Origin of the sequence: Chryseobacterium takakiae, from assembly GCF_900129385.1 — a bacterium.
GTDB classification, from domain to species: Bacteria; Bacteroidota; Bacteroidia; order Flavobacteriales; family Weeksellaceae; genus Chryseobacterium; species Chryseobacterium takakiae.
Genome location: NZ_FQVO01000005.1, coordinates 223,396 through 250,223, shown reverse-complemented (window position 1 = coordinate 250,223; position 26,828 = coordinate 223,396). Strand labels below are relative to the sequence as shown.

At 35.8% G+C, this 26,828-nt stretch carries 30 protein-coding genes; 14 read left to right on the top strand and 16 right to left on the bottom strand.

The annotated features are described in order from the left end of the window. The first annotated feature begins 30 nt into the window (after positions 1-30). Positions 31-111 carry a hypothetical protein gene (locus BUA76_RS19240; RefSeq protein WP_394332941.1) on the top strand — a complete coding sequence of 27 codons (81 nt, stop codon included), beginning with the start codon at positions 31-33 and terminating at the stop codon, positions 109-111. On the opposite strand, the gene BUA76_RS09015 is transcribed toward BUA76_RS19240, so the two are convergent. Continuing rightward, on the bottom strand, positions 91-666 hold the full coding sequence (locus BUA76_RS09015; RefSeq protein WP_083573197.1) for a YdeI/OmpD-associated family protein: 576 nt from the start codon (positions 664-666) through the stop codon (positions 91-93). The genes BUA76_RS19240 and BUA76_RS09015 overlap by 21 nt on opposite strands. Positions 667-889: 223 nt before the next feature. Then, positions 890-3,091 carry a S46 family peptidase gene (locus tag BUA76_RS09010; RefSeq protein ID WP_072884470.1) on the bottom strand — a complete coding sequence of 734 codons (2,202 nt, stop codon included), beginning with the start codon at positions 3,089-3,091 and terminating at the stop codon, positions 890-892. An 87-nt stretch (positions 3,092-3,178) separates the two neighbouring features. Here BUA76_RS09010 and BUA76_RS09005 point away from each other — a divergent pair, with 87 nt between their 5' ends. Continuing rightward, complete coding sequence (locus BUA76_RS09005) at positions 3,179-3,634, top strand: META domain-containing protein (protein ID WP_083573196.1); 456 nt, start codon at positions 3,179-3,181, stop codon at positions 3,632-3,634. 69 nt (positions 3,635-3,703) lie between these two features. On the opposite strand, the gene BUA76_RS09000 is transcribed toward BUA76_RS09005, so the two are convergent. The 9 genes from BUA76_RS09000 to BUA76_RS08965 form a co-directional block, all read right to left on the bottom strand. Beyond that, positions 3,704-4,603: a hypothetical protein gene (locus BUA76_RS09000; RefSeq protein ID WP_072884469.1), complete on the bottom strand. Its 900-nt coding sequence runs from the start codon at positions 4,601-4,603 to the stop codon at positions 3,704-3,706. 10 nt (positions 4,604-4,613) lie between these two features. After that, positions 4,614-5,960, bottom strand: coding sequence for a beta-carotene 15,15'-monooxygenase (locus BUA76_RS08995; protein ID WP_178337324.1), 1,347 nt, complete (start codon positions 5,958-5,960; stop codon positions 4,614-4,616). A gap of 5 nt (positions 5,961-5,965) precedes the next feature. Further along, the gene (locus BUA76_RS08990) at positions 5,966-6,373 is read right to left on the bottom strand and encodes a hypothetical protein (RefSeq protein ID WP_072884467.1); all 408 of its coding nucleotides are present in this window, start codon (positions 6,371-6,373) and stop codon (positions 5,966-5,968) included. 2 nt (positions 6,374-6,375) lie between these two features. Then, a complete protein-coding gene (locus BUA76_RS08985) occupies positions 6,376-6,738 on the bottom strand; it encodes a DUF6804 family protein (protein ID WP_072884466.1) in 363 nt (120 codons plus the stop codon). A 33-nt stretch (positions 6,739-6,771) separates the two neighbouring features. After that, on the bottom strand, positions 6,772-7,077 hold the full coding sequence (locus BUA76_RS08980; protein ID WP_072884465.1) for a hypothetical protein: 306 nt from the start codon (positions 7,075-7,077) through the stop codon (positions 6,772-6,774). 29 nt (positions 7,078-7,106) lie between these two features. After that, positions 7,107-7,256, bottom strand: a complete 150-nt coding sequence (locus BUA76_RS19235; RefSeq protein WP_178337323.1) for a hypothetical protein — start codon at positions 7,254-7,256, stop codon at positions 7,107-7,109. A gap of 145 nt (positions 7,257-7,401) precedes the next feature. Then, positions 7,402-8,067 carry a response regulator gene (locus tag BUA76_RS08975; protein WP_072884464.1) on the bottom strand — a complete coding sequence of 222 codons (666 nt, stop codon included), beginning with the start codon at positions 8,065-8,067 and terminating at the stop codon, positions 7,402-7,404. A 14-nt stretch (positions 8,068-8,081) separates the two neighbouring features. Next, a complete protein-coding gene (locus BUA76_RS08970) occupies positions 8,082-9,743 on the bottom strand; it encodes a tetratricopeptide repeat-containing sensor histidine kinase (RefSeq protein ID WP_083573195.1) in 1,662 nt (553 codons plus the stop codon). Between the two features lie 78 nt (positions 9,744-9,821). Beyond that, the gene (locus BUA76_RS08965) at positions 9,822-10,055 is read right to left on the bottom strand and encodes a hypothetical protein (RefSeq protein ID WP_143149886.1); all 234 of its coding nucleotides are present in this window, start codon (positions 10,053-10,055) and stop codon (positions 9,822-9,824) included. 395 nt (positions 10,056-10,450) lie between these two features. On the opposite strand from BUA76_RS08965, the gene BUA76_RS08960 reads away from it, so the two are divergent. The 12 genes from BUA76_RS08960 (at position 10,451) to BUA76_RS08905 (ending at position 23,320) form a co-directional block, all read left to right on the top strand. Continuing rightward, positions 10,451-11,278: a hypothetical protein gene (locus tag BUA76_RS08960; protein ID WP_072884462.1), complete on the top strand. Its 828-nt coding sequence runs from the start codon at positions 10,451-10,453 to the stop codon at positions 11,276-11,278. 73 nt (positions 11,279-11,351) lie between these two features. Next, positions 11,352-13,142, top strand: coding sequence for a metallophosphoesterase family protein (locus BUA76_RS08955; protein ID WP_072884461.1), 1,791 nt, complete (start codon positions 11,352-11,354; stop codon positions 13,140-13,142). Positions 13,143-13,289: 147 nt separating this feature from the next. Further along, a complete protein-coding gene (hflX, locus tag BUA76_RS08950) occupies positions 13,290-14,516 on the top strand; it encodes a GTPase HflX (RefSeq protein WP_072884460.1) in 1,227 nt (408 codons plus the stop codon). Between the two features lie 2 nt (positions 14,517-14,518). Continuing rightward, positions 14,519-15,148 (top strand): DUF4919 domain-containing protein, encoded by a 630-nt coding sequence (locus tag BUA76_RS08945; protein ID WP_072884459.1) that lies wholly within the window; start codon positions 14,519-14,521, stop codon positions 15,146-15,148. A gap of 26 nt (positions 15,149-15,174) precedes the next feature. Beyond that, on the top strand, positions 15,175-16,440 hold the full coding sequence (locus tag BUA76_RS08940; RefSeq protein WP_072884458.1) for a cation:proton antiporter: 1,266 nt from the start codon (positions 15,175-15,177) through the stop codon (positions 16,438-16,440). A 38-nt stretch (positions 16,441-16,478) separates the two neighbouring features. Further along, positions 16,479-17,126 (top strand): DUF4919 domain-containing protein, encoded by a 648-nt coding sequence (locus tag BUA76_RS08935; RefSeq protein ID WP_072884457.1) that lies wholly within the window; start codon positions 16,479-16,481, stop codon positions 17,124-17,126. Positions 17,127-17,128: 2 nt separating this feature from the next. Continuing rightward, positions 17,129-17,845 carry a DNA alkylation repair protein gene (locus BUA76_RS08930; protein ID WP_072884456.1) on the top strand — a complete coding sequence of 239 codons (717 nt, stop codon included), beginning with the start codon at positions 17,129-17,131 and terminating at the stop codon, positions 17,843-17,845. 10 nt (positions 17,846-17,855) lie between these two features. After that, a complete protein-coding gene (locus tag BUA76_RS08925) occupies positions 17,856-18,524 on the top strand; it encodes a hypothetical protein (protein ID WP_072884455.1) in 669 nt (222 codons plus the stop codon). A 14-nt stretch (positions 18,525-18,538) separates the two neighbouring features. Further along, entirely contained in the window at positions 18,539-20,596 is a 2,058-nt protein-coding gene (locus BUA76_RS08920; protein ID WP_072884454.1) for a hypothetical protein, read from the top strand. Continuing rightward, the gene (locus BUA76_RS08915) at positions 20,596-21,837 is read left to right on the top strand and encodes a hypothetical protein (RefSeq protein WP_072884453.1); all 1,242 of its coding nucleotides are present in this window, start codon (positions 20,596-20,598) and stop codon (positions 21,835-21,837) included. The genes BUA76_RS08920 and BUA76_RS08915 overlap by 1 nt, the downstream gene beginning before the upstream one ends. A gap of 10 nt (positions 21,838-21,847) precedes the next feature. Continuing rightward, positions 21,848-22,186, top strand: coding sequence for a DUF6122 family protein (locus tag BUA76_RS08910; protein WP_072884452.1), 339 nt, complete (start codon positions 21,848-21,850; stop codon positions 22,184-22,186). Between the two features lie 63 nt (positions 22,187-22,249). Further along, positions 22,250-23,320, top strand: coding sequence for a calcium:cation antiporter (locus BUA76_RS08905; RefSeq protein ID WP_072884451.1), 1,071 nt, complete (start codon positions 22,250-22,252; stop codon positions 23,318-23,320). Positions 23,321-23,332: 12 nt separating this feature from the next. On the opposite strand, the gene BUA76_RS08900 is transcribed toward BUA76_RS08905, so the two are convergent. The 5 genes from BUA76_RS08900 to BUA76_RS08880 all read right to left on the bottom strand — a co-directional run bounded on the left by BUA76_RS08900 (position 23,333) and on the right by BUA76_RS08880 (position 26,487). After that, a complete protein-coding gene (locus BUA76_RS08900; protein ID WP_072884450.1) occupies positions 23,333-23,713 on the bottom strand; it encodes a group III truncated hemoglobin in 381 nt (126 codons plus the stop codon). Positions 23,714-23,847: 134 nt separating this feature from the next. Next, positions 23,848-24,072 carry a hypothetical protein gene (locus BUA76_RS08895; RefSeq protein WP_072884449.1) on the bottom strand — a complete coding sequence of 75 codons (225 nt, stop codon included), beginning with the start codon at positions 24,070-24,072 and terminating at the stop codon, positions 23,848-23,850. Between the two features lie 383 nt (positions 24,073-24,455). Beyond that, positions 24,456-24,710 (bottom strand): hypothetical protein, encoded by a 255-nt coding sequence (locus BUA76_RS08890; protein ID WP_072884448.1) that lies wholly within the window; start codon positions 24,708-24,710, stop codon positions 24,456-24,458. Continuing rightward, on the bottom strand, positions 24,700-25,281 hold the full coding sequence (locus tag BUA76_RS08885) for a hypothetical protein (RefSeq protein WP_072884447.1): 582 nt from the start codon (positions 25,279-25,281) through the stop codon (positions 24,700-24,702). The genes BUA76_RS08890 and BUA76_RS08885 overlap by 11 nt, the downstream gene beginning before the upstream one ends. A gap of 741 nt (positions 25,282-26,022) precedes the next feature. After that, positions 26,023-26,487, bottom strand: a complete 465-nt coding sequence (locus tag BUA76_RS08880; RefSeq protein WP_072884446.1) for a hypothetical protein — start codon at positions 26,485-26,487, stop codon at positions 26,023-26,025. Between the last annotated feature and the right edge of the window lie 341 nt (positions 26,488-26,828).

Sequence of the window (26,828 nt, the reverse complement as noted above, 5' to 3'; positions counted from 1 at the left end):
CTCAAACACAATCATCATTTTAAGAGATTTATGCTAAAATCTCTCAAAAAAGTAGAAATTGAGTTCGGATTGCATGCTTTAGCCCACAATTTAAGAAAGAGAGTCGCCTAATAAGCCATTTTCAATGATCGCAAAGAAAATTTCCAAAATAATTTGAATAACAATAATATCAAAAAATGAAGCCGACTCGTGAAATGAGACGGCTTCTTCTTCCCCTCCAAAAATCATTTTGACCTTCCTGTTTTCGCGGGTTTCAGATTTTTTGGCTTCGTTGATCCATCGGATGTATTCCTTTTTGTGGGTGTAGCTCATCTTGTCGAACAAAGTTTTGGCTTCGAGATTTTCATTAAAGACGGCTAGAATATCGTCTGCTATTTCCACGGTTCTTTCTTCCTGGTCTTCGATAAGGCTTACGGAAACTTCATCACCAAAAGTTTTTTCTAATTGTTTTCTTACTTCCTGAGTCAGAATTAATACATGAAAGTCAGTTTTCATTTTGGCAAGGCTTCCGCGGTATTCTACTTTGTCATCGAAGACGGCTTTTATTTTCACCTGTCCTTTCTTGTTAAACAGTTTTTCGGTAGAAAAAGGGAATTCCACAAAAGCGGCATTCATGGTGCCGTGCTGTTTAATAACAGCGTTGAATTGAATAGACTGAATTTTCATTTATAATTTAATTTATTTATACTAATATTATTAGTTTTTAGAGATCTAGCTACAAACAAGCAAATATTGTAATTAGCATACGATATAACTTTATATTATAATCTACTCAATCTGGATAATCTGCGGGATATTTATATAAAGTTAACTGACAACATGATTCTAAAATTAAATAAAAAAACCGCAAAAAAAACTTTCGCGGTTTTAAAAATTATATCATTAAAGATTATTTTCTTTTTCCTTTAGCAGGTGTTGCTTTAGGCATTTTTGTTTTAGTATCTGCAGGCGTGTTTTCGTCTCTTACCAATTGTAATTCATCGATTAATCTTCTTGCACCGGCGTATTTGTCAATCGTCCAAAGAACGAAACGAACGTCTACGTTGATGGTTTTCTGCCATTCCGGTTCAAAAACGATGTCACCGCTTAATGCTTCACTATTTCCGTCAAATGCGATACCGATAAGGTTTCCGTCTCCGTCAATTACCGGTGAACCGGAGTTACCGCCTGTAATATCGTTGTTGGAAAGGAAGTTAACCGGCATGTATCCTTTAGCATCGGCATACTGACCGAAATCTTTCAGGTTGTAAAGGTCGATCACTCTTTGAGGAAGATCAAATTCTTCGTCCCCTTTCTTGTATTTTCCTACAAGACCGGCCATATCCGTATAATAGTTTTCCGTAACACCAAAATAGTTTCTGTCTGTTCTGATAGGTAATGTATCTACTGTTCCGTAGGTTAGTCTCATCGTAGAGTTGGCATCCGGGTAGAATTTCTTTTCAGGCATAGCCTTCATTAGTCCTGCTAAGAATAATCTGTTGTTTTTAGCAAAATTATCATCAATTTTCACGAATCTTTCTGCTGAAGCTCTCTGGTCTGCAACCAGTCCGTTGGCAATTTTCCAAAGCGGATCGGCATCCAGTTTTAATTTATCCGGATTCAACACGAAGTTCGTAGCGGATGTTTTGTTGGCAAAAATGGAAGAATAGGCAACATTGGAAAGATTCTTAGCGTCAAGTCCCATGATGGTTTCAGAAGCTACATCCTTGTTTACTCTGGTCTGGTAAAGATTAACCATAGAGTTCAGCATTTCGCCTTCAAGCTGTGTGTTGATGTTTTCGTAAGCGCTTTTTAAAGCGGCGTCCACTTTCGGTTTCATGGCAAGTCTTCCTTGCATATCCTGGTCTGCATACGCTTTAAGAACGCTTCCTACCTGCAAAGCCAAAGAGAAATATTTAGCATTTCTTGAAAGCTGGGACATGTACATTCTCTCAACATTTCTGTCTGAAGTCTGCTTGTAATAAATACCGATATCTTCTAAAACGGTTTCATATTCAGCAAGATTTTCCGGTTGTAAAGCCCAGGTTTTGAATCGCTCTTCTACTTTTTGTTTGTCTGTGATGGTTCCGTTTTTTATAACGGCGTCAATCGTTCCCTGTCTGTTTTTCCAGTAGTTGGCAACAGATGCGTATTGAGAAGCATAGTTCAGCTGGGTACCTTTGTCTTTATCCATGTACTTCTTCATCACGTCCATCGCTAATTTAGAAGCTTCCACCCAAGCCGGATAATCTTTGTTAACCATCTGCTGGATTCCGTAAGAAGTCAGGTAACGGTTGGTTCTTCCCGGATACCCTAAGATCATGGAGAAATCTCCTGGTTTTACTCCTTTCAAAGAAACAGGAAGGAAATGTTTAGGTTTTAACGGAACGTTGCTTGGAGAATATTCTGCAGGGTTTCCGGCAGCATCTGCATACACTCTGAATACGGTGAAGTCTGCTGTATGTCTTGGCCACTCCCAGTTGTCGGTATCGCCACCGAACTTTCCTAATGCGGAAGGCGGAGCCCCTACCAATCTGATGTCTTTATAATCCTGGTACACGAAATAATAAAATTCGTTTCCGTTGAAGAAATCTCTTACGACTACTGTATACTTTCCGTTTTCAGAATTTTCAGACTGGATCGCTTTGGTTTCAGCATCGATCACCGCTTTTCTTTCTGCAGCGGACATGTTGTTGTTGAGTTTGGAATTGATTCTTTGCGTAGCATCATCCATTCTTACTAAAAATCTAACATAGAGATCTTTAGCGTTGAATTCATCTTTCTGTTTCATCGCCCAGAATCCGTTCTTTAAATAATCTTTTTCCGGAGTGGAAGCTGCTGCTACCGCGCCGTAACCACAGTGGTGGTTGGTGAAGATAAGGCCCTGCCCGGAAACAATCTCTCCCGTACAGAATCCTCCGAAGCTTACGATTGCATCTTTTAAGCTGGAATTGTTCACGGAATAAATTTCTTCCGGTGTAAGATGCAAGCCTTCTTTTTGCATATCTACACCATTAAGTCTTTTAATGAGCATTAACAACCACATTCCTTCGTCTGCCCTCATCTGGGCAAAACTTAAAAGGAAAGTGAATAGTAGAAGTATTCTTTTCATTTTATAAAATAATTTTTGTGTCGCTAATTTACTAATTTTTACTGTATTCTGGCCCCGGAATGGTATGAAATTGGTTTTTGGAAGCGTATGAAAACAATATTCGTTTCGGTTTTGTGTGTTTTATTTTCAGGAATGTTGCTGAATTGTAATGCCGTAAGCAGCAATACCTCACAAAATACCGCCCAGAATTCCCAGCTTCAAAGGGAATGGATGCTTACAGCTTTCGGATCCTATTCCAAATCTGATCTGATTGCAAAAGATGCAAAAATTAACCTTACGGAAAAAGCAGAAAACGGGAAAATCAAAGGAACAGCCTTTATGGGCTGCAACAGTATGTTCTTTACTTCTGAATTTAAGAATGACGGCACCGTAAAAATGTCGGAATTAGGCTCTACCCTAAAAGCCTGCCAGGATATGAAACTGGAAATGGATTTCTCCAAAGCGTTCAGAAGCGTGACAAAATATTCTGTAAAAGGGCATTTTCTTACTCTTTCTGATGATGCGGGAAATCAAATGGAATTTATCGCGGCCGATTGGGATTAAAATAAAAGCGAAGATTTTTTCTTCGCTTTGATGGCATGCACCAATCTTGTTTTATATGAGAATGTGTTTTTAATTTTTTCCGGAAATTGCTTTGAGAATCAGAGGTTCCAGGTTAGAAGGAAGATCTGCAGATTTAATCTGATATTTGTTGATTTTCATTTCTTTGAACCAGTTTTCCCAGTATTCTTTAATGACATCTTCCTCAAATGGACTTCCTTTTACAGGGTTGATCCCGAGAACAATTACCTCAAGGTTTTCAAGATCATCGTTGGCTTTAATAAACCCGGATTTTTCAGACTGGATTCTGGATTTATAATCTGAAGCAGTAAGCTTTAAAGATTTGATAAGTTCAGGAGTTAAATAAGAAGTCATTTTACCTTCGGAAAATTTGGAATCTTTATGGTACATATATCCATCGGTAAGAATAAAAAGAATATTTCTGTGATCATCCTTAATACAGTAATCTTTAACCTTGTTTTTAAAGAACTCCCAGATATCCGAACCAATATATTTCTTATCCTGAATTGCCGACTGATAGATCTGCGATGGTAGGGAAGCGTAGGTTTTTTCAACCTTATTAATATTGTCTTTTGTGGTATTTTTGTCAAAAGAGACTTTAAGATCTTTGGTAAGCTCATTCATTTTCGGGTCCGATGGTTCGGGATTGAAGAATACCTGCATCTGGTCGTTAAGCTGAATCACTTTTTTAGTTTTAATATGATCCAGAAACCCTCTGTCAATAGCTTTTATATATTCAATATCTCGCTGAAAATATTCCATGGTGGGATTGGAATTTTTCTCAGGGTCAATTCTGTCCGAGAGGTCAATCAATATACTGACGTTCAGGTCTTTTAAATTCGTTGCATCTGTTGTGTTTTTTGAGTTAATGGTTTGTGATACAGGATCTTTAGGCTGTCCGCATTCAATAAACAATACGGAAACCAAAATAATATAGAGTATTTTTTTCATGGAATTGGTATTATAAGACTGACATATAAACGGTGTTCTGGCTTTCCGAATTTGCACCTACTTTATTAAGATTATAAGTGTACTGCTTTTTGCATTCTTCAATCATTTCCTGCTTTACAGGATAAGAAACAACAAGTTTTTCATTAATAAAGGTGATCCAGCCCTGCATGTATTCGGAAGCGTAGAGTTTATAATCTTTGGTGGGAATAATGGTTCCGTCAATAATGTTCTGAAGCTCTTCAATCCTTCCTTTAGCTTTCGCGATAAGTTCTTTGATGCTTCCTATGCTCTGGCGTACTTCTTCTTTTTGTTTTTCAAGATCTTGTATTTTTTCTTTGTAGACCAGGATGTCTTTTTGCCTTTTGGTCTGCTCGTGTTTTATTTTATCTTTTTCTTTATGTTCTTTCATCACGAAGTCAAACACCAATCCCCAGATGATATAAACAATGAATCCGGCGAAGATAATTCCCCAAAACTGATTTTTGGTAAACGCAATGGAAAGATCGAATGGGGGAGAATTGAATGTTCTATTGAGTTCATATAATTTCGACTCAATTTCGTAGGCGAGAATAGCATCAAACACGAAGGTGATCATAAAGAGCAGCGCAACTTTAGAATAATTCACGAAATTTTTATTTTCACCAAACATGTGAATCAAGTATCCTAAGCCCAGAAAAACAAAAGGAATCAGCGTTACGAAAGCTCCTTCCAGAGGGCCTTCAGCCCACGCCTTGTTGAAAGCCTGCGCGTCTAAAACACTCTGAATAATATTGTTGTTGGCGTCAAAGTTTTTGAAAAATGCAGAATAAGAAGTTGAAATATAGAAGGCGAATAAGTAAAGACTGATAGGAATTAAAATAATCAACCCGATCCAGAATTTTGTGGATGCACCTTTTGTCGCCTTTACATTATACATTTCAGGATTTCTCGGAAGGTCGTTGATTTCAAATTTTATCTTCTCAATGGTTTCCTGTACGGCATCAATATCCTCACCCAGCTTTTTTAGTTGATCTTCTTTATTATCCAGCGAAACGGTAAGTCCCTTGATTTCAGTCTCTTTATTCTTCTGCTCATTGAGATAAGGCTCTTTCAGCTTATGCTGTTTGTCGCCCAGCTCTTTTTCTTCATTTTGAAATTTTGAATAAATGGCATCCAGGCAGATTGATAAAGCCGTATGGTTTCCATTGTTCCTGGAGCTGTCCCGGTATCCGGATTCATGATAGGTTCTTCTTCTGCTTTCTTCCGTAGATTCCGGGTTGGTTTCGATCTCGAATTTTACGGGTTCGTCTTTCGGACTGTCTGCAGGAACAGGTTTTAGCCTGAAAAGATTTTTGATGTTGGCGGTCATTGGGTTCATCGTGATTAATTTTTTAGGTCATTTAGAATATCTTGTTTGGTTTTTCCTTGTTTTACCGCTTCAATGAAATAGTCTGCAATGTCTTTCACATTTTCCTCCATAAAGCCGAAAAGGGCGACATATTTATTGAGCGCTGATAGTTCGTTTTCCGTAACAACTCCGTCTGCCCAGATCATCACGGTAAGATCGAACAGGTATTCTACTTTTTCTTCAATGGTTTCGGGAATTAAAGATTTTGAATTGATGGGATTAAGAAGAATTTCATCCAGCTTCTTGGAAGAGATTCCTCTTTCTTCAGCCGTTTTGTAGAGCATTTTAAGTTCAAGAGGGCTAAAATCATCATCGCAGATAGCCATTTGATAGAGTCTTAGAAAATGGGCTTTTAAATTTTCGGTTAATTGGTTGGTTTCCATAGTTATTTAATTATTCTGTCTCTTGTTTTAGAAATTTCTTCGTGTTTTGTGTCGATGGCTTCGGGTACGTTGGTTTTTTTCTTCGGAATTAATGTGTAGAAGTAATAGAGAAATAAAAGTCCGACGATATAATCAATGATGATCCACAATGGTTTCATATAAAGATAAACCGGAAAGACGGGATTGAATATGATGAAGATCAGCATAAAAGCAATCAGCCAAAAGCTTCTGGTTCTGAACTCATTAACGATGATAACAAGCGCCATAAATGAAACTGAGATCCTGAGGAAAATGTAGTATCCGTAAGGCCATTCGAAAATGCTGATGAAGCACAGAATGGCGGCTATGATGATGAGGTATTTCATGGTTATTGGTTTTTAGTCGGACTTTATTAATTTTTAATTACAGCCGGAACAATATGACCTGTCTACATATTCTTTGCTGTTACCAGAATAATAATAACATCCGCCACGAGGTCCAACAATAAGCTGGTGTCCGTTATAGGTGCATCCTTTGCTTTGAGAATACGACCTTGAACTTCTTGATTTACTTCTTTTGCTTTTTCTCTTCTTTTTAGATTTGTTCTTTTTCTGTTTTTTTGCGGTAAATTCTGTTGCCGATGTTGTATTGTTTGCCGATGCAGAAATACTTGCCGGTAATAATAATCCTAAGGCTAATAAGCTTGTAAGTAGTAGTTTTTTCATGATAATTAAGTTGTTTTTTTAGTAAATAATTAGTTTTTACATCCGTTTTTATCGCAGGTTACTTTTGCATTGGTATTTGTCCAATGAGTAGGATGCGCATTGGTGTCTGTTCCGCACCCTGTTGTTCCTCCTTTTTGTCCTTTGTGGATAATGTCTGTTGGGGTGTGTCTTACATTCATGATAAATAATTTTATTTGTTTAACATTCCAAAAGTATAAACCTTTCAAAACCAAACCTTACGGGAATCCGTAAAACCAGGAAAAAAGAAAAAACCTTTCAAAAAATTGAAAGGCTTTATTAAAATATGGATGAAAAAAATGATGATCAGATAATCCCGATGTCCTTACAGAAGGCTACGAGTTGTTCGTTGCTCGTTACTTCCAGATCTTCCTTCAGGCTGTTGAGTTTTTTCTCAACACTGCTCAGGCTGTTGGGTTTAATATTTTTTTCTTTAAAGTGTTCAGGAATATGCTTCTGCAGAATTCCTTTTGAAAGAAGAGATACCAAGGCGATATCATATGCCGAAAACTCGTAGCTGTTGAGCTTTTTGACATCCTGCTTCAGATCGAGCGACAAATAATTTTCATTGATATACACCGATGCGATGGATTTTTTCAGCTCTTTGGAATCGTTTCTTGCTTTCCGTACATAGCCGTTGATGTGATAATCTTTAAAAAGTGAATCAATAATCCCGGATTTGTGTTCGGCAGAAAAAACGATAATCTTTAATGAAGGCTGAATTTCCCTGATCTTCTCAATCAGTTCTCTTCCGTCTCTGATCTGTTGTGGATGATGATCTTCTTCATAATACAAATCTGTGATCAAAAGGTCATAAGGCTGTTGTTCACGGAGGGACTTCTGAACTTTTGCCAACGCATCATCGCAATAATACACATAATCTACACTCGGAATATGAAGATCTTCCAGCGTTTTCTGTACGGAAATACTGATGCTTTCATGATCTTCCGCAATTAAAATTTTTTTGAACATTGTTTTTAGTTTTTTTAAGAAACAGGAAATGAAATATTGATCTTCAGTCCCTTTTCAATTTTGGTGTCAAAAATAATTGCTCCGCGGATAGCTTCTATACGGGAAACCGTAGAAGACAGCCCGTTTTTGTATAGTACATCACCCGGAATTCCGATTCCGTTGTCTGAATAGTTAATTCTGATTTCGTCTTGTATTCTTTCAAACCTGAAAGAAACAGTGCTTGCGCCTGAATGTTTTCTCATATTCACAAGCAGTTCACGGATGATCTGATATATTTCATCCTGTGTTTTTTCACGTACATTTTCCCACAGATTTTTGTCGTTTCCGGCAATGTAAGTATTCACGGACTCATTTTTAAAAGATCCGATAAGCTCCGAAACTTTTTCGCTGAAGTATTTCTCCTCAGTTGAAGCATCACTTTTTTCATAAGAAATATCCCTCGATTTTTCATACACAAATTCAAGTTCATCCAGGGCTTTTACTTTATCAAAATATTCCTGGTTTTCGATTTTCGTCATCACCTGGTAAATACCATTCGCCACTACATCATGAACTTTTTTGGAAATTTTAAGCTGTGTGTTTTTAATTTCGAGTTCTTTTTCTTGTTTTAAACGGATTTGTCTTTTTCTGTATAGAATGATTATGAAAATAATTAAAAAGACGAGAATGGTTAAAATAAAATATTGACGCAAGATATAATTGTCTTTTTCTGCTGAATTAGCTTTTAGCCTTTGATTTTCAGCATTTTTTTGTTCTACATCATATCGGACAACCGCAAATTGATTCTTGGCTCTGCTTTTTGAAATTTGCAGACTATCATTGAGTATCTGAAATTCTTTGAAATATTGTGGGTAATTTTCTTTATCAAGATAAACTATTTTTTGAAGTGCCTGTGCCTGATCTTCTTTACTATTTTTTTGCCTTGAGACGGTAAGCATCTTTTTAGCATATTCTAAAGCCTTTTCTTTATTATTCTTATCTAAAAAGTAATTAGACAATGTGGCGTAACTTGAATTTTGTCCCAAAAGATCATCATTTTCTTCTCTTATTTTTAAAGCTGTATAAAATTCGGGCAGGGGATTGTATTTGGGATTCTCGCTATATCTTGCTCTTGCTAGATTATTTAAAGCTCTTGCATAGTTTAGTTTATCCTCCGTTTTAAGGGCCAAAATAAAATTCTGTTCAGCTGCCTTATATTCCTTTAATGATACCAAGGCATCGCCTAAGTTATTTTGATATAGTGTAATGTCAGCAGGAGTTTTAGCATATTTTAAAGCTTCGGTATAAAATTTTATAGCATTTTCATAATCATAAAGGTAAGATGAGCTGATTCCCATATTATTATAACTTGAACCTAATGTTGCTCTGACTATAGTATCATTAACATTTTTAAGGTATCTGTTGCCTTCAAGAGACGTTTCAATACCTCCATAATAGTCACCATTTTCTTGTTGGATAATCGCCATATTGACTAATGATCTGCCAACTCCCGAAGAATCTTTGATATCTAAATAGGCATTCTTTGCCAAATTGTAATAATAATAAGCAGAATCTCCGGATAACTTTTTAGCTTTCTTATAATAAGTGGTGGCAATAGAATCATTCTTGATGTTTGATGTTTCCTTACTGCAGGAAAACAGAAAGATCAAAACGAGGAATAAAAAATAGTTTTTCATGGTTGTCTGGTTATAGTTTTATTTTGCAAAGTAATAAAAAAGAGCAGATTAAAACAATCTGCTCTGTACCAAATGTAATTATGGTTTTACAAGGGGAGGAGGATTTTGTCCTGTATTGCCTCCTGTACTTCCTCCATTACCCGGTCCACCAGTTCCGTCGTCTCCCGTTCCTGTTCCTGTACCTGGGTCTGTTCCATCAGTGGGAGAATATTGCGTGATTGGCTCTCCGTTGTTATCGTCGTTGCATGTTGCGGTATGAGCATTATTGTGTCCGAATGCTAAACCTAATAGCATCAATATGAATTGTAACATTTGTCAAAAAATTTAATTGTTAAGGCATTCGTGTTCTTCCCTGCGAAACAGATCGCAGACAGTGTTACACGGGAAAAATTTCGAAGCGCTTCTTAAATTTTTTGGGAAGTGAACCTTCAAAAACGGAAGAGAATCATCTGCTTCCCAACCCGGAGTTTTCTTCCGTTTTATCTGGCGGATTTTGAAATCAGTTTTGAAAATCTATTTTTCTTATTTTTGTTTTAATGTTGTGTTTCTCAACTGATTTCTGGAGCAAAGATGCAGCAAACACAGACGTAGGTGTTAGACAAAACATGGACATCGATGGACAATGTGGAGAAGAAATTCGTTACGGAATCCCGTAATGCGACATGATAAAAAATCACCTATTTTGTACTACCCTTAAAAAACTAATTATGTCCAAGAAAAAACTATTAATCAATGAAGTGTTCAGAAAAGCAAAAGAAGAATCTCAACGAGATACTAAAAATGGCTTAGCATCTTACTTATGGCTGTATTTTAAGGAAGACTTAGGGTTTGAAATAAATGACAGAAGCTTCTCAAGGTATTATGATACTTATGTAACAGGAAATGGTGATATAAAAATTCAGCCGGATCGTTTAGACAGGCTTAGTGAGTATATCGGTTACAAAAATTTCGCAGAGTTCTCAAGAACGTTTGTGAACAGGGAAGAGGATGCCAACAAAACCACAGTGAAAATAAGCGTTGATCATGACGAAGAATCTTTAACAGAAAAACTTTCGAAAATTATCATTAACATAAGTAACGAACAGCATTTTAAAATGCCGGAATTCATTAAGAAAAACGGATTGGGAATTATGGAAATGGCTCTTTTATTAGTGCTTGTTACAGGAGGTGTTGTTTTCCCGAATACTAAAAGTAATTCGCAAGGTTCTGAAAATTCCTTCGCATTGTCATTATTCGGAAAATCAGATCAGGATAAAAAATACATGTATTGGGATGGTGAAAGATATATTGCCACTGACAGCAGCTATCTTGGCCCACATGTGGACGTAATTCCAATGAATGAACAGCCTTTTAAATATCTTAAACTGATTACCAGGCCCGATACGCTTACTGTAGATAATGCTTTACACAAAGTCTGGTATAATAAAAGCAATAATGAAGTGGAATTTTTTACAAGCTACGGTGAACATCCTGAAAATGGAAAGACTTTAAAAGAAGCAACTGAATATATTATAGAAACATATGGAGGAGAATAATTTCCTTCATAATTATTTAAAACTCCATTAAACTTCTTCCCAAGATATTCCTTTACCTTCGTCTTTTTTAAAGATGCGTAAAGGAATATTTTCATTTTTGGTCTTTGCTTTTTCATTGTTTTCGGCGCAGGAGAAGCCGGTGCAGATCGCTTTTCTTTCGGATGTTCATTTTCAGGATCTGTACGGAAGCTTTTCTGATCATGATTTTAAAGGAATCATCAATCCGAAAACCGGTAAGCCGACGATTCTCAGGACCATGGATGCACAGCTGCATTCTACCCGGATTTTTAACGAAAACTATTTTGCATTCCTGAAAGCACTGGATGATATTGCAAAAAAAGGAATTAAGATCATAGCCATGCCCGGTGATTTTTCAGATGACGGACAGGCTTACAATCTCCGCGGCCTGCATAAAATTCTCGATAAATATCATGAACAATACGGAATTGAATTTTATATGACCACCGGAAACCATGATCCGGTAGGCCCGTTCCGACGGGATGCAGGAAAGGATGATTTTCTGTGGCAGGATGGTAATCAACTGGGTATTTACAGCAAAGAAAATATCGGAAAGACAGATCGGAAAATCATCACCAAAGACATTGCAGAATCAGGCTATCTTGAAATTCTGGATGAGCTGAAAGATTTCGGGTTTTATCCTAAAAAGAAAGACCTGTTTTGGGCAACACCTTTCACCCAATATTCACCTAAAGATTATTCCTACGAAAAAGCACTGCAAAATGCAGACTACACGAAAAGGATGTACGATGTAACCGAAGGTTTTCCCGTTCCGGATCTCAGCTACGTTGCAGAACCGGTAAAAGGAGTCTGGCTGATGGCGATCGACGGGAATACTTACATTCCTAAAAATACCTCTGAAAATCCTGAAAATCCTGAAAATTACAAAGGAGCAAGTATCGGTTATAATAATGTACTTACTCACAAAAAACATTTGATCGATTGGGTAAAAAGAACCATGGCTGAAGCAAAAAAAATTGGCAAAACCGTCATTGCATTTACGCATTATCCCATGATTGATTTCAATGACGGAGTAACACCGGAAATAAAGAGCCTGTTGGGTGAAAAAAAATGGCAAATGGAGAGAGTGCCTGAAGAGGAAGTAGCGAAAGCATTTGCGGAAGCGGGTTTGCAGATTCATTTTGCAGGACACATGCACATTAATGATACCGGAGTACGGAATGATACCGGCAAAATGCTGGTCAATATTCAGGTGCCGTCACTTGCAGCGTATATTCCTGCCTATAAAGTACTTACCATACATTCTCAAGATAAAATGGAGGTGCAGACAGAAGTTTTAAATGATGTTCCACGTTTTAATGAGCTATTTCCGCTGTATGAAAAAGAATATGGCACCTTGCAGAAAACGGCGGATAAGACAATCTGGAATAAAGATATTCTGAAATCTGTATCTTACCACGATTTTATGCTCTTTCATCTTAAAGAACTTGTACGATTAAGGATGATTCCGGACGATTGGCCGAAGGATTTTATAGAACGTATAAAAGATTTCAACGGTAAGGAACTTCTTCTGCTCATACAAAATAACAAAAACTTAAAGAAAAGGAAGATCGATACGGAAGCGTTCAGAAAATGGAAGACGGAAGACCTTCTTCTGGATTTATATAAATTTCAGTCGGCTGATGAACTGGCCCGGAAAGATATACCCTTTGAACGACTACAGCAATACAAAATTCTGGAAGAACTTTTTTCAGCTTATCAGGGACAACATATTTTAATTTTAAATCTTAAGAGAGTTTTTAAAATTCTGTCACACTTTTCCACTGGAGATCCTGCAGACCATTTTGAAATTAACCTAAAAAATAATTCAATAAGAAGATTGTAATATAATGTCATAAGTTCTGATTTTAACTTAAATAAAATAATTGAAGTTAAAATGAATCATGTTTATGAGATGTACCACGAAAATTCATCTTGGTTTTTTTAACTAAAAATGGTATCTTGTAAATCTCACAAATACAGATAGAATTTAATGCTAGAAAAGAAAGAACACAATTACGAGAAGGCCGTATTGGTAGGTGTTGTTACGCAGCATCAGGATGAGGATAAGCTTCAGGAATACATGGATGAGCTGGAGTTTTTGGCGTACACCGCAGGAGCCACCGTAGATAAACGATTTACCCAGAAATTGACACAGCCGGATTCCAAAACATTTATTGGAAGTGGTAAGGCTCAGGAAATCAGAGATTACGTAAAAGAACATGAAATAGGAACCGTCATATTTGATGACGAACTCTCCCCGTCACAGCTTAAAAACCTGGAAAGGGAAATGGAAGTAAAAATCTTGGACAGAACCAACCTGATCCTTGATATTTTTGCCCAACGTGCAACAACGTCATATGCGAGAACCCAGGTGGAACTGGCGCAATACCAATACCTGTTGCCGCGACTGACCAGAATGTGGACCCACCTTGAGCGTCAGAAAGGGGGAATCGGGATGAGAGGTCCGGGGGAAACAGAGATTGAAACCGACAGACGTATCATCCGGGACAGAATTTCCCTCTTAAAGGACAAACTGAAAACCATTGATAAACAGATGGCGACCCAGAGAAACAACCGCGGGAAAGTGGTGCGCGTGGCATTGGTAGGATATACCAATGTGGGTAAATCAACGTTGATGAATGCCCTTTCAAAATCCGAGGTTTTTGCCGAAAATAAATTATTTGCCACGCTGGATACTACGGTAAGAAAGGTGGTAATCGGGAATCTTCCGTTTCTGCTTACCGATACCGTAGGATTTATCAGGAAACTTCCGACACAACTTGTTGAATCGTTCAAATCAACACTGGATGAGGTGCGTGAAGCAGATCTTCTGATTCATGTGGTAGATATTTCTCATGAAAGCTTTGAAGATCACATTGATTCCGTGAATCAGATTTTAATGGAAATCAATGCACATCAAAAACCGATGATCATGATTTTTAACAAGATCGATGATTTCAGCTATGAGAAAAAAGATGAAGATGATCTAACGCCTTCCACAAGAAAAAATATTTCCCTGGAAGAATGGAAAAACACATGGATGGCAAAATCAAAATATCCTACCGTATTTATTTCGGCGCTTACAAAAGAGAATTTCCCTGAAATGAAAAAGATGATCTATGATGAGGTCATGAAAATCCATATCTCAAGATTTCCATACAATGATTTCCTTTTTGAATATTTTGATAACGACGAGGAAGAAAATAATCCTGACTAATCATGAAATATCACCTTTTGCTCTTATTTATAGTGTTTTCGGTCTTCAGCTTCGGACAAAAAGCTGCAATTGATCTGAAAACGATTAGGAAAGATCTTAAAAACGAAAAGTCTCCATATAATTATGAGAAGCTGATTTTCAAGTATAAAGCGTATCCTAAATCTCTTGATACGATAGAATCACAACACTTGTATTATGGACGAAATTTCAAAAGTGATCTGGTTTCCACAACGGAAGAAGATTTCAAAGCTTTGGCAGAAGCCTTTAAAAACGGAGATTTTGATGAATGTATAAAAAAAGGAAAAGTCCTTTATGAAAAAGATCCTACTAATCTTGATGTTATCCTGATCTTACTGAAGGCTTATGATTCTAAAAAGGATGGAAACAACTTTATGCACCATCTGAGTCAGTTTCGTACCCTTACGGATGCAGTCAGAAGTTCCGGTGATGGAAAATCTGAAAAAACGGCATATCTGGTTAATTCAGTGGGAGATGAATATATTCTGCTAAATATTCTGAATCTCGGGCAGGATTACACGAGGGTTTCAAAACCAGGAAAAGGGGGAATGTTCGACATCTGGAGAAAGGATGACACTACCATTTACATCAAAGTACTTTACATTGATTTCTAAAAAAAATAAATTAAAATAACAGCTTAGTGGAGTTATATTATTCATTTTCAGCTTTAATCGTTTTAGCATCTATTTTTTCATATCTTAATTACAGATTTCTTAAACTTCCGAGTACCATCGGAATTATGGTAATCGCCATTGTGGTTTCCATATTTCTGGTTTCTTTCGGCGAGACTGTGCTGCCCAGAACTTTCGGGCATCTTCATAATCTGATGAACAGCATCGATTTTACAGAAGTACTCATGGGAGCCATGCTGAATTTTCTTCTTTTTGCAGGGGGAATTCATATCAACATAAATGATCTTAAAGAACAGTTGCGTCCCGTACTTATATTTTCAACATTAGGCGTCGTAATATCAACATTTGTAGTGGGCTTCGGGATGTTTTATATTCTTCCGTTTCTGGGGATAGAACTTCCTTTCATTTACTGCCTGCTTTTTGGAGCGCTTATTTCACCCACCGATCCTGTAGCGGTTTTAAGTATTTTAAAACAAGCTAACGTATCAAAATCTCTGGAGACAAAAGTGGCTGGTGAATCTTTGTTTAATGATGGTATGGCGGTGGTGGTTTTTACGGTCGTCCTGCAGTTGGCCATCGGGAATGAAGTAGATCTTGGTGTGGAAAGCATCGGGTTGCTTTTGCTTAAGGAAGCCGGAGGCGGATTGTTGTTGGGCGTAATGCTGGGATGGGTTACCTCCCGGCTCATGCGGGAAGTGGATGATTATATTATTTCCGTCCTGGTAACGCTGTCTGTCGTGATGGGTGGATATCTCATCGCCCGGCAGATGCATATTTCCGGACCTTTAACTATGGTGGCGGCAGGATTATTCATGGGTAATTTTAATGTTAAATTTAAAATGAAATCCATCACTCAGGATTATCTGATCAAATTCTGGGAATTAATTGACGAAATTCTTAATGCAGTGCTCTTCCTTTTCATCGGATTTGAACTGTTGTTAATTAAAGATTTAAGCCATTTCATGATTCCTGGGATTGTAGCTATTGTTGTTGTATTAATCGCAAGACTTGTTTCCATTTATGGGCCAACAAAATTTATGAAAAGGACCTTTAGTCCGCAAACCGTAAAAGTTTTGGTGTGGGGAGGAATCCGGGGTGGAGTTTCCATCGCTTTGGCACTTTCGATCCCTAAAAATGAATACAGTACTGCTGTTTTAAGTATTACTTATTGTGTGGTTGTGTTTTCTATTATTGTTCAAGGGCTTACGATTGGCAAACTTGCGAATCCGAACAAAATTGCAAAAGAAGAGGAAGAGCTTGAAAATATTGCTTAAAATAAATAGATTTAAATAATTGTTATTCAATAAAGAAGATGAAAAAAATTATTGCAATATTAATTTTATTAACGTTCAAATTTAGCTTTGCTCAGATTAATGTTGAAGAAATTAAAAAAAAGGCAGTTGAAAATCCACAGGAGAATTTTTATAAATATTTGGAAATTTTTAAACAAGATCCTTCAAAACTGACTCAGCAAGACAGAAATCAAATGTATTACGGAAGCCGTTTTGTAGCGGCAGAATACAGTAGGGCAGATTATAATAAAGATTACGAAGAACTCTGGAAAATTGCTTCGAGAAAAGGATTGTCAAAAGCAAAAGCTCAAAAAATACTGCCGGCTGCTGAAGAAGCCTATCATAAGAATCCGTTGAATAGAGAAATCCTGGCTTCTATGGTAAATATTTATCAAGTGACCGGAGAAAAGGCAAAAGCGGAACTATGTATACTGCAAAACAATACAATTATTAAAATAATTGACGAAAGCGGTACCGGGCAAAACGAAAATTTGCCGATCTGTGTTATTACATTAGATGATATGATGACCTTTGCTAAACCTATTATGATGTTGGGAAGAGATTTTAAACAAAAGGATCTGAAAACAGATAAAAGTTCAATGATGACAGAATATTCTAACAGAGGAGCCAGCTTAGTTGTTAAATGTGTGGGATGCCTTAATTTTTAATAATGGAAACTTATCATCAGATTCTGGAAGCCTTAAATGATCTTTCAATTCCTGAAAAAGCAGCATTTTTCCCGAAATTTTTTAAAACGGGAAAAGGAGAATATGGTGAAGGAGATTTGTTTTTGGGAGTAACCGTTCCGGATCAGCGTTCTGTTGCGAAAGAATATTATGCTCGGGTTTCTTTAGCAGATCTTAGCAAACTGCTTTCGTCCGGATATCATGAACATCGTCTGACAGCCTTGCTGATGCTGGTTTTAAAATTTGAAAAGGCAAAAGATGAAAAGGTAAAAGATGAAATTGTAGGGTTTTATCTGAATCATCTGCAATATATTAATAATTGGGATCTTGTAGATTCAAGCTGTTACAAAATTCTGGGCAGATATTGCTTTGAATATCAGAAAGAAGACATTTTAAGAAAACTGTCCGGATCTCAGGAAATGTGGCACAAAAGAATGGCAGTTGTAGGAACATTGTATTATATTAAAAAAGGGCTATTTGAGCTCACCAAAGAATTCGTCACACAGAATTTAAACCATACCCATGATCTTATGCATAAAGCAAACGGATGGATGCTTAGAGAAATGGGACAGAAAAATAAGCAGGAACTGATTCTTTATCTCAATAAATATTATCAGCAAATGCCAAGAACCTGTCTCAGATATGCCATCGAGAAGTTTGATGAACCGCTTCGTCAGGATTATCTGAAAGGAAGAATTTAATAAATAAACAATGAAAAATATTTTAAAAATACTCTTTGTAACTTTGCCTCTGTTAGTGCTCACAAGCTGCTTTGATATTTTAGACAAAGTAAATATGAAAGCGGACGGAAGCGGTGAATATACGCTGATTTTGAATGCGAGTAAAAGCAAAACAAGGCTGGCCTCCATCTCAAAAATGGAAACGATTAACGGAAGGAAAGTTCCGAAGCGGCCTGAAATTGAAGCAAAAGTCAGTGAAGCAGCCAATATTTTTAAATCAACACCCGGTATTTCCAATGTGAAAACTTCTATGGATTTTGATAATTACATTATAAAATTAAGTTGTAATTTTAGTAAGATTGAAAATATTAACGCAGGCCTGGAACGGCTGAAAGCCAGAAATATTATCGGTAAAATGATTCCTACACAAATTTATAATCAGAATCTTGCTAAGAAGGTATTTACCAGAAACAAAGTCAACACGTTTAAAAGTGAGTATGATAAAATGAGCAGGGCAGACCGGGAAATCTTTAACGAAGCCCGCTATGTTTCCATACTGCAGTTCGAAAACGCGGTAAAATCCCAGTCGAATACTACTTATTCAATTTCTCCGAACAGGAAAGCGGTGAAACTGGAAGCCAATATTATCGACCTCATCCTTCAGAAGAAACAATTGCAAAATAATATTCTATTTCAATAATTCAATCACAGACCATGAAATCTATCCTACAAAAAACACAGGTGACCCTCTTATTGCTCTGCTTTTCACTTGCTCTTGCACAGCAGCGTATGAAAATACCTGCAGACGTGCTTTTCTATATGGAAATCAACGGAAAACAGTTGGATAAAAAAATCAACTGGGAAAAATTTAACCCGATCCTGCAGGAAGTAACTAAAAAGAATAAAGAAAAACTTTCCTGGACAGATTATTCTAAAACAGGGATTAAATACGATGCCACACAATATCACTACGCATCTTTTAATGATTCGGTGAAAGCGTACACGGCGCATTTCATCCTCGACAATAAAGAAAAGTTTCAGGAATTCATCAATTCCATCAAGAAAAAAGGACTGGAAAACTCCCGTAAGAACAACTATTCTTATGTAAGCCTGGATGATGATATTTTCGTAGCCTGGAACGACAACAGAGCTGTTCTGAAAATGATAAGCTACGAAAAACCGTATGAAGACAAATGGGACGATATGGTGGTTCAGGATAGTGCTATGGCAGTTATAGATAGCGTAGCCACTGCTGTAGACAGCGTAGCCATGGACAGCGCGTATGCCGAAGCTCCGGAAAAGCCTTTCGATTACAAGGAAGAAATACAATACCTGAAAGATGATATTACATATTTAAAAGAGAGTATCAAAGAAAATACGGCTGAAATTGAAAAGATCCGGAAAGATATCAAATATCTTGAAAAACATCACAAATATCCTGAAGAAAAGAAAGGATCAACAGATAAAAAATATGAGGAACCTATTGTAGAAGCGGAGTCTTTGCCTGGACCGGAAGAGGATATGGAAGATCTGCAAATTCCTGAATACGATGATTTTAAAAAAGAAAGGGATTCCCTGAAAACGGAAAAATTCAAAATGCACAGAAAGCTTGCGGAAGAGTCTTTCGATCTGTACTTCAACTCTAACCTCGATCTGGATGTTCCGGCTGAAATGACGGCTTCCCGGGATGCCGCATCGGATGTTTTTGTGTATACGGACTACGGAAGCCTTGTTAATAACGGAATTTATGGGAGAATGATGAAGATGTACGAATTCGGCAGTCTGATCAATTCTGCCTACAACTCCAACTCCTCGTATAATCTTTATTTTGATAAGACTCAGGTAAGGTTGGTTAACAATTATCAGCACAAAGATCCCGAGGTTCAGAAAAGCGTTTCGGAAATCTATAAAGGGCGTAAAAACAAGAAGCTTGCGCAGCTTATCAATGATAAAAGCATTGGATATTATGCAATTAACGTAAATGGAAGCAAATACTTCGACATGATGTATGCGCTGATGAAAAATACTGGGGATTCCAAATATCAGAAAGAAACCGAGCTCATTATGGAAACGGTTAAAATCGTGCTGGATGAAAAAGCAATTTCTAAAATTGCACCCGGAAACGGAATTTTCGTGCTCAATGAACTGAAATCTAAAACAGTAGAGTACACCGAGTATGAATATGATAACGACTACAATGAAAAAGAAATAAAGAAAACGAAAGAAGTGGCGGTTCCGGATTTTACTTTTGCTTTTGCTACGGAAAATGAAGGATACTGGAATCGTATTTTTAATCTGCTTGCTGCCAATAAAAACACATCAAAGAACTTTTCTAAAAAAGGAAGCCTATATTCTTTCAAAGAAGATAACAATTCCGTATATATGGATGAGCTTTTCTTTACTGTTAAAGACGGAATCGTCTATATTATGACCTCTGCGAACGGATTAAATATTGAAAACCAGGGACAAAGCTCGAAAGGCTGGATAAAGGATTCCACAAAATATCCGGCTTCAGGGAGGATTGATCTTCAGAGGCTGTTAGCCGGACTGGAAAAGGAATTCAAAAGCGGTTCCGAAAGAAAAATGCTGGATACGGTGAGAAAGAATGTGGGCGATATTTATTTTAAATCAGAATCTAAAGGAAATACGATCCAGACGGAAATCGATTATTCGATTAAAGGATCTTCGGAAAACAGCCTGATGTACTTCTTCGATCTTTTTGATGAAATGTACAAACAGCATGAAGCCGGCAAAAAACAGCCTGTTCTGTAATGAAAAAGAAGGTAGCGGCTTTTATATTGCTGATCCTGCTCGTTTATGGATACTTTATCCTTTATCACCGAAATAAAGAATTAAAATATATTCCACAGAATGCAGATGCTGTTGTTTTACTTGATGTTAAAAAGGCAACAAGGCAATATCTGCTAAGCTTTCTTGGAAATCCATCGGTATGGGGTCAATCAGAGACAAAAGATAAAAAGGGAATGTCCATAAAAGATTCGGGAGTGAAAATTCCCGATTTTTTACAGGTCTTTCACCTGGAGAAAACTGGTTTTTCAGATTGGTATTGCATTCTGGAGCTTAAAGACAAATCAAAATTTCTAATATATTTAAATCAAAATGGTTTTTCAAGAAAAGGAAATGATTTGTTTCAGAAAGGTCATTTTTTTATCAAAATGGAAGGTTCTTATTGTATTGCCGGAACTTCCGATTCTGCTTTTGAAAATATAAAATCACTATTTCAGAAATTTTCGCAAAGAACAAACTTCAGCTCAGATGATTTTATTGATGGATCACTGGGAAGTATTTCATTGATTTCTAACAATAAAATACGAAATTTTCCTATCTGCTTAAATTCGGATAATATTGAAATAAGTAACGGTCAAAAAGAAGATTTTTATTCAATTATTGATAAGCTTGAAAAAAATAATTATTTTATTGATGCAGAATTAAATAAGGGTAATATTGAAAGTATTACTTCAGTATTTAATAGATATATTTCAGATTCCGTACAGATCAATTCATTGAAGGCAACAGCTGTTCTTAAACAAGTAAATGATACCATTATTACGTATAGTTATGACGATGATTTTAATGAAATTGAAAAGAAAACCATACAGAAAATTGTACAGCCTGATTATGCGATTTCATTATCCACGTCGCATGCAGATAAAGCGTTACAATATTTTCGGAATAAAAAATGGGTCAATGCACAGAGCCAGTTTACAGCCATTCCCTTTCAACCGAATATCATTGAGAAAAATCCTGAAGGTCTGGAAATTTATTCAACAAAAAAGATGTTTAAGGCCCCGAACAGATTCAATACAAATTATATTTTTATTAAAAATAAGACATTGCTGTTTTCAAAATTAAAATTTTTAAATTCAAAAGAAAGAAATATAATTTCCGATATAAACTCTATATTTTATGGAAATGAAGGACAGAAATATTATCTGAGGCTGCAATTCAAAAAAGGAAATCTTCCGCTGATGCTGAGATGGCAGAACAATTAATTCATACTAGATGGAACATTCAGATATTGCTTTGATCAGGACGTTTGTGCATTATTTTCTGCATTTTGTATTTCCTGTATTTATTGCCTTGATTTTCTACCGCAAGACATGGAAGAAAACCTACATTATTCTTTTGGCAACCATGCTCGTCGATCTTGATCATCTTTTTGCTGATCCTGTTTTCGATCCTGATCGTGCAAGCGTTGGATTTCATTTTTTACATTCTTATTATGCCATTGCGGTGTATTTTTTGATGCTGTTCTTTAAAGGAAATATCAGAATTATTGCAATTGGTTTATTGTTTCATATGCTGACAGACCTTCAGGATTTTTATTGCTGGAGCCATTAAATAATATTAATATTTTCTTTTAATATTTCAAAAGCCATAGATTTTTTGTATTTTGTAGACGCTATGAAAATAAAAGAACTTTTACATTATACTTACATCTTTCCCATTCTTGCCGTAGGATATTATTTTTCCGGTGCTATGGGTACTGGGGTAATTTCTGATGTAATTGCCGGTATTTTATTAACAGGAAGTGTAATTTCTGCTGTTCACCATGCAGAAGTTGTGGCCCATAAAGTAGGGGAGCCTTTCGGAACAATTATACTCGCACTTTGTATTACGATACTGGAAGTAGCGCTTATTATTTCATTAATGGTAGCCGGCGGTGATCAGGCTATTACTTTGGCCCGGGATACTGTATTTGCTGCGGTAATGTTGATTCTCAACGGAATCCTGGGTATCTGTATACTGGTGGGTGGAGTAAAATATTATGAACAGTTTTTTGCAAGGACATCAGCAACAACCTATCTGGTAAGTATTGTGTCAATCCTTATTCTCACGCTTGTGCTCCCGAATTTTACTTCAAGTATCAACGGGCCTTTTTATAATCAGGCACAGCTGGTATTCGTTTCTATTGCGTGTCTTGTCATTTATGGTACTTTCCTGATGGTACAGACGGTAAGGCACCGAAATTATTTCATCGTACCCGAAGAGCATCCTGAGGAAAACTACATCCCGTCTTTTCAAAAAACGCTTAGCAGCTTTGTTTTTCTCATAATCTGTCTTGCTATTGTTGTATTGATGGCGAAAGGACTTTCTTCTACTATTGAAAATATGGTACAGAGCCTGGGTGCTCCAAAATCCCTGGTAGGAGTTATTATTGCCGGAATGGTTTTATTGCCGGAAGGTTTGGCTGCTATCCGTGCAGCAAGGAGTAATCAGATCCAGTCGAGCCTTAATCTGGCGCTGGGTTCTGCACTCGCAAGTATTGGGCTTACGATACCGGCGGTTTCCGTAGTGTGCATTATGTATGATATTCCTCTGGTTTTAGGACTTGACAAAAAAGATATTATTTTGCTTTCTTTATCAGTATTTATCGTTATGCTATCGTTAAGCAGAGGCAAGACGAACATTCTTTACGGAACAGTACTTCTGGTAAACCTTGCAGCATATATTTTTACCGTAATTGTTCCTTAAGCATATCCGAGATTAAAGTCTTCTCGCAAGATCCATTTTGAAGGCCATTAATCTGGCAATATTTTCAGCTTTATAGATGGCTATGTCTGCATTTTCACCTGCAAAATTTTCTTCAATGGTAGCTTTCCAGAGCTCAAGCCAGCGGTCGAAATGTTTTTGTTCCATCGCCTGCATTTCATTAATAGGGAAGTGAGCTCCCATAGGATTTCCTTTGTACGTCATCTGCCCGAACAATATCGATTCCCAGAACGCATACATTTTGGGTAAATGCTTATTCCATTCTACTTTAGCAATATCGGTGAAAAATAAACCTATCGTCTCATCCTTAGTAACTTTCGCATAAAAAGAATTAACAAGATGTTCTATATCTTCCCGTGATTCCAACTTTTTCATAGTTCAAAATTAAGGTAAAATTCATTCTGAAATTTAATAATCAGGTTGATAAATTTCATGATTTTGATTAAAATAGTGAGTGAAATTTGCTTGAATCTATATATCTACTAATTTGTTGTTAGGTAATATGAAAGTTATTCATCTTTTATTTCTCGGGCTTTATACTTTTCGTAATTTTTTCTGATGTCTTCTGCTAATGTTTTCAATTCTTCAAAATCATAGTTGAGTTCATCTCCTTGTAATTTAAATTCTCTGGTAAAATCAACAAAACTATTACAATAAACTACCTCCAAAAATTTCATGTCATTTTCTTCATATAAAGTAAAATTCCATGGACTATCAATTAATTCTTTTTTCATAACTTTAATTGTTTAATCTCAAATTCTTTAAAATAAATTTCATTTTTATCCTATCTGTAACGAACATTAGTGCATTTGAGCTTCTAACATTAAAGGATTTCCAGATTTAAGAAAGAATGCTTCTACTTCAAAAGCTTTGGTGCCTTTTCCGTTTTGCAATTCTACTTTTAATTGTTTTAGATAACTTTCTATCTTTATAAAATCTGCATCATCAAGAATCTGCCCTAAATACTTTCCTCGCCTTAATAGTGCAATTTCAACTCTTCTTGCACCCTTGCCACCTCTTACTAAAACCTCATCTATCCATTTAACAAATTTAGATAATTGTTTTGCAAGTTTTCAAAACAAGACTCCGAAGGCAAAAGCTTCGGAGTTTTGAGGAGTTAATCTTTCTTGATAAAAATTTTATCTTTAAAATCTTCTAATGAATAATTTTCGTTTAATATCTCTACTAAAATAGATTTACTTTCGCTATTAGGATTATTCTCCATTCCTACGCCTTTTAAAATAAATGCTAAATTATTTTCAAAGTTTTGATATTTATCATTAATCAAATATTTATCTCCCTCAAATTTTACTACAAAAATTATTTTGTTCGATAAATTAAACACTTCAAGCACTTCTATTTTATTTGTCATAATTTAATCTTTTTAATTCGTTTTTAAAATATTCCAATCTTTCTTTTATTAATTTTACTTCTTCTGTTGGTAATTTCCATTTTGTTGCATTTTCCAACAGTTCTTCCGCTGCTTCTTTTTCCATTAAGTTTTCAGCAATAATATTATTATATTTATTAACCCAATCATTATACTTTCCACTTCTAAATTGTTCAGCATGAATTAATTCCTCATATACAGCTGAAGTTGTTGTATTCTTATTAAGATAAATAAGTTCTTCATTAAAAGTAAGCGCTTCAATTTCTTCATTGTAAACTTTCTCTCGTGATGCTATATACTCAAAAGAATTTTTATCATATACTAAATCTCCGCCGAGTTTTTTAAATTCATCTTGTAATTCTCTAAGTAATTTTTTGCTTATAGGTTTTCCTACAATTTTAGAAAATAATTCAATCCGTTTGGCTTCTTGCAAAGCTTCTTCAACTTTTAGAGCACCCTTTCCACCTCTTACCAAAACTTCATCTATCCATTTAACAAATTTAGATAATTGTTTTGCAAGTTTCACAATACCTTTTACTATGCTAACGATCATTACAATAATATCTATTGCCAAAATAAGATCCTCTCCTTCATTATGTTGTATCTGGTATTGGTTAAGTTTAGGATCGTCATAGCGGGGTCCTGTTTTCGCCAGCTACAAATCAGATATAACTCCTATTGTCGGGGGAAAATAATGTCTACAGATTGAGAATATGAAAATACAGGTTTCTCTATATTATTAAACCTGATCTGCTGATTATATTTTTTACTGATGCTGACAGCAGATGAGACATTTATAAATAACCTTTACAAAAGAGTAAAATACCTTTTAATTTTATTGACGATCAACACTTAGCTTGCACAAGTACGTTTATGCAAAGCTGCGAAACACTAGGTCTGAATTGAGTTTCGGCTGATTTTAATGTTTTTAATGATGTAAGTTGGCAGATTTTATGATGTGTATGGATTGGTTAAAACTGTTTCCGACATTCTGTGAAAAATATTTGTTAAACTAAAAAAACACTAAGTATTTCGCTCATCTTATTGTGAAAAAATTATTGGAAAAAGAATAATTCCGGCTATGATTTACATATCATATATCCTGCTCAATACTATTTTGAGACTTTTTATAAATTCTTTTTACTCTTAGATATGGGGTGGCTTTTTTGTTATAAAAAACAATGAATTCGAACCTGTCGTTCTTGCAATAGCAAGATTGATCAGGCGTATTTAGCGAATTTTTGGGGTAATTTGCGCCCTTAATGATTTCACTAAAATGATATTTCTTTGTAAACTATTTCTTCCTTACTATTTTTAGTGGTTTCTCTTTTGAAAACAACAAGCCTCCAATAATATTCTTATCTTCGTATACCCAAATACTTGCATATTTTACTTCCGAATTTTTCTCAGTTTTAAAGTCAAAAATAAAAAGTTCCAGTGGGTCATAATTTTTTGTATATTTATGATAATACGAAGAATTGAGATTTAGAATTTCTGATTTTCCGTATTTCGCAAACATTTCATGGCAGTTTTCTTTAATGCTGTCGTTCAACTTTTTAGTTGACCTTGAATCAATAATGTAATTTTGAAATTTGGAATAATCTTTATTTTCGCATTTTTTTAAATATTCCTGTGCAAAACTTTTTGCTACGTTAAATCTTTCCTGGTTAATATCTTTTTCAGCAATTTGCTTGTAAAGTTTTTGTGAAAAAGAAAAATAACCTATGGTTAAAAATAAAATTGTTAATGTTTTTTTCATTTAGTGTTTTTTTGAATAAAATATCGTACAACAATTTCGTATTGCCGAATTGGTGATTTATGATTTTGATACAAACTAATCTCCAATTAATAAATGAATTAGAGGATCTACTTCAACCCATTTGGTTTTATGGCAATTCCATTTTTGTTGCGCAAATCAAATATAAATAAAAATTTGTATTTTGTTGTATCTAAGAATGTAAAGATTTCAGTGTGTAGTTGTTTTGTGAACTCAGTCCGGAGATATTAGTTCGTCCCAAAAACTTTCTTTAAGAAATCCAAAAAAAATTCTTACAATAAATTAAACCCTATTTGAAAAAGAAAAAAGCAGCCCGAAGACTG

Bases quoted from the DNA above. Each gene is read 5' to 3' on its own strand.
- BUA76_RS19235 (WP_178337323.1), bottom strand. From the start codon at position 7,256: ATGAATGTAAGACACACCCCAACAGACATTATCCACAAAGGACAAAAA.
- BUA76_RS08920 (WP_072884454.1), top strand. From the start codon at position 18,539: ATGAAATCTATCCTACAAAAAACACAGGTGACCCTCTTATTGCTCTGC.
- BUA76_RS08970 (WP_083573195.1), bottom strand. From the start codon at position 9,743: ATGAAAAACTATTTTTTATTCCTCGTTTTGATCTTTCTGTTTTCCTGC.
- BUA76_RS08945 (WP_072884459.1), top strand. From the start codon at position 14,519: ATGAAATATCACCTTTTGCTCTTATTTATAGTGTTTTCGGTCTTCAGC.
- BUA76_RS08925 (WP_072884455.1), top strand. From the start codon at position 17,856: ATGAAAAATATTTTAAAAATACTCTTTGTAACTTTGCCTCTGTTAGTG.
- BUA76_RS08910 (WP_072884452.1), top strand. From the start codon at position 21,848: ATGGAACATTCAGATATTGCTTTGATCAGGACGTTTGTGCATTATTTT.
- BUA76_RS08905 (WP_072884451.1), top strand. From the start codon at position 22,250: ATGAAAATAAAAGAACTTTTACATTATACTTACATCTTTCCCATTCTT.
- BUA76_RS09005 (WP_083573196.1), top strand. From the start codon at position 3,179: ATGAAAACAATATTCGTTTCGGTTTTGTGTGTTTTATTTTCAGGAATG.
- BUA76_RS08955 (WP_072884461.1), top strand. From the start codon at position 11,352: ATGCGTAAAGGAATATTTTCATTTTTGGTCTTTGCTTTTTCATTGTTT.
- BUA76_RS09010 (WP_072884470.1), bottom strand. From the start codon at position 3,091: ATGAAAAGAATACTTCTACTATTCACTTTCCTTTTAAGTTTTGCCCAG.
- BUA76_RS08915 (WP_072884453.1), top strand. From the start codon at position 20,596: ATGAAAAAGAAGGTAGCGGCTTTTATATTGCTGATCCTGCTCGTTTAT.
- BUA76_RS09000 (WP_072884469.1), bottom strand. From the start codon at position 4,603: ATGAAAAAAATACTCTATATTATTTTGGTTTCCGTATTGTTTATTGAA.
- BUA76_RS08930 (WP_072884456.1), top strand. From the start codon at position 17,129: ATGGAAACTTATCATCAGATTCTGGAAGCCTTAAATGATCTTTCAATT.
- hflX (WP_072884460.1), top strand. From the start codon at position 13,290: ATGCTAGAAAAGAAAGAACACAATTACGAGAAGGCCGTATTGGTAGGT.
- BUA76_RS08885 (WP_072884447.1), bottom strand. From the start codon at position 25,281: ATGATCGTTAGCATAGTAAAAGGTATTGTGAAACTTGCAAAACAATTA.
- BUA76_RS08890 (WP_072884448.1), bottom strand. From the start codon at position 24,710: ATGACAAATAAAATAGAAGTGCTTGAAGTGTTTAATTTATCGAACAAA.
- BUA76_RS08895 (WP_072884449.1), bottom strand. From the start codon at position 24,072: ATGAAAAAAGAATTAATTGATAGTCCATGGAATTTTACTTTATATGAA.
- BUA76_RS08960 (WP_072884462.1), top strand. From the start codon at position 10,451: ATGTCCAAGAAAAAACTATTAATCAATGAAGTGTTCAGAAAAGCAAAA.
- BUA76_RS08880 (WP_072884446.1), bottom strand. From the start codon at position 26,487: ATGAAAAAAACATTAACAATTTTATTTTTAACCATAGGTTATTTTTCT.
- BUA76_RS08935 (WP_072884457.1), top strand. From the start codon at position 16,479: ATGAAAAAAATTATTGCAATATTAATTTTATTAACGTTCAAATTTAGC.
- BUA76_RS08965 (WP_143149886.1), bottom strand. From the start codon at position 10,055: ATGTTACAATTCATATTGATGCTATTAGGTTTAGCATTCGGACACAAT.
- BUA76_RS08980 (WP_072884465.1), bottom strand. From the start codon at position 7,077: ATGAAAAAACTACTACTTACAAGCTTATTAGCCTTAGGATTATTATTA.
- BUA76_RS08995 (WP_178337324.1), bottom strand. From the start codon at position 5,960: ATGAACCCAATGACCGCCAACATCAAAAATCTTTTCAGGCTAAAACCT.
- BUA76_RS08900 (WP_072884450.1), bottom strand. From the start codon at position 23,713: ATGAAAAAGTTGGAATCACGGGAAGATATAGAACATCTTGTTAATTCT.
- BUA76_RS08990 (WP_072884467.1), bottom strand. From the start codon at position 6,373: ATGGAAACCAACCAATTAACCGAAAATTTAAAAGCCCATTTTCTAAGA.
- BUA76_RS08975 (WP_072884464.1), bottom strand. From the start codon at position 8,067: ATGTTCAAAAAAATTTTAATTGCGGAAGATCATGAAAGCATCAGTATT.
- BUA76_RS09015 (WP_083573197.1), bottom strand. From the start codon at position 666: ATGAAAATTCAGTCTATTCAATTCAACGCTGTTATTAAACAGCACGGC.
- BUA76_RS19240 (WP_394332941.1), top strand. From the start codon at position 31: ATGCTAAAATCTCTCAAAAAAGTAGAAATTGAGTTCGGATTGCATGCT.
- BUA76_RS08985 (WP_072884466.1), bottom strand. From the start codon at position 6,738: ATGAAATACCTCATCATCATAGCCGCCATTCTGTGCTTCATCAGCATT.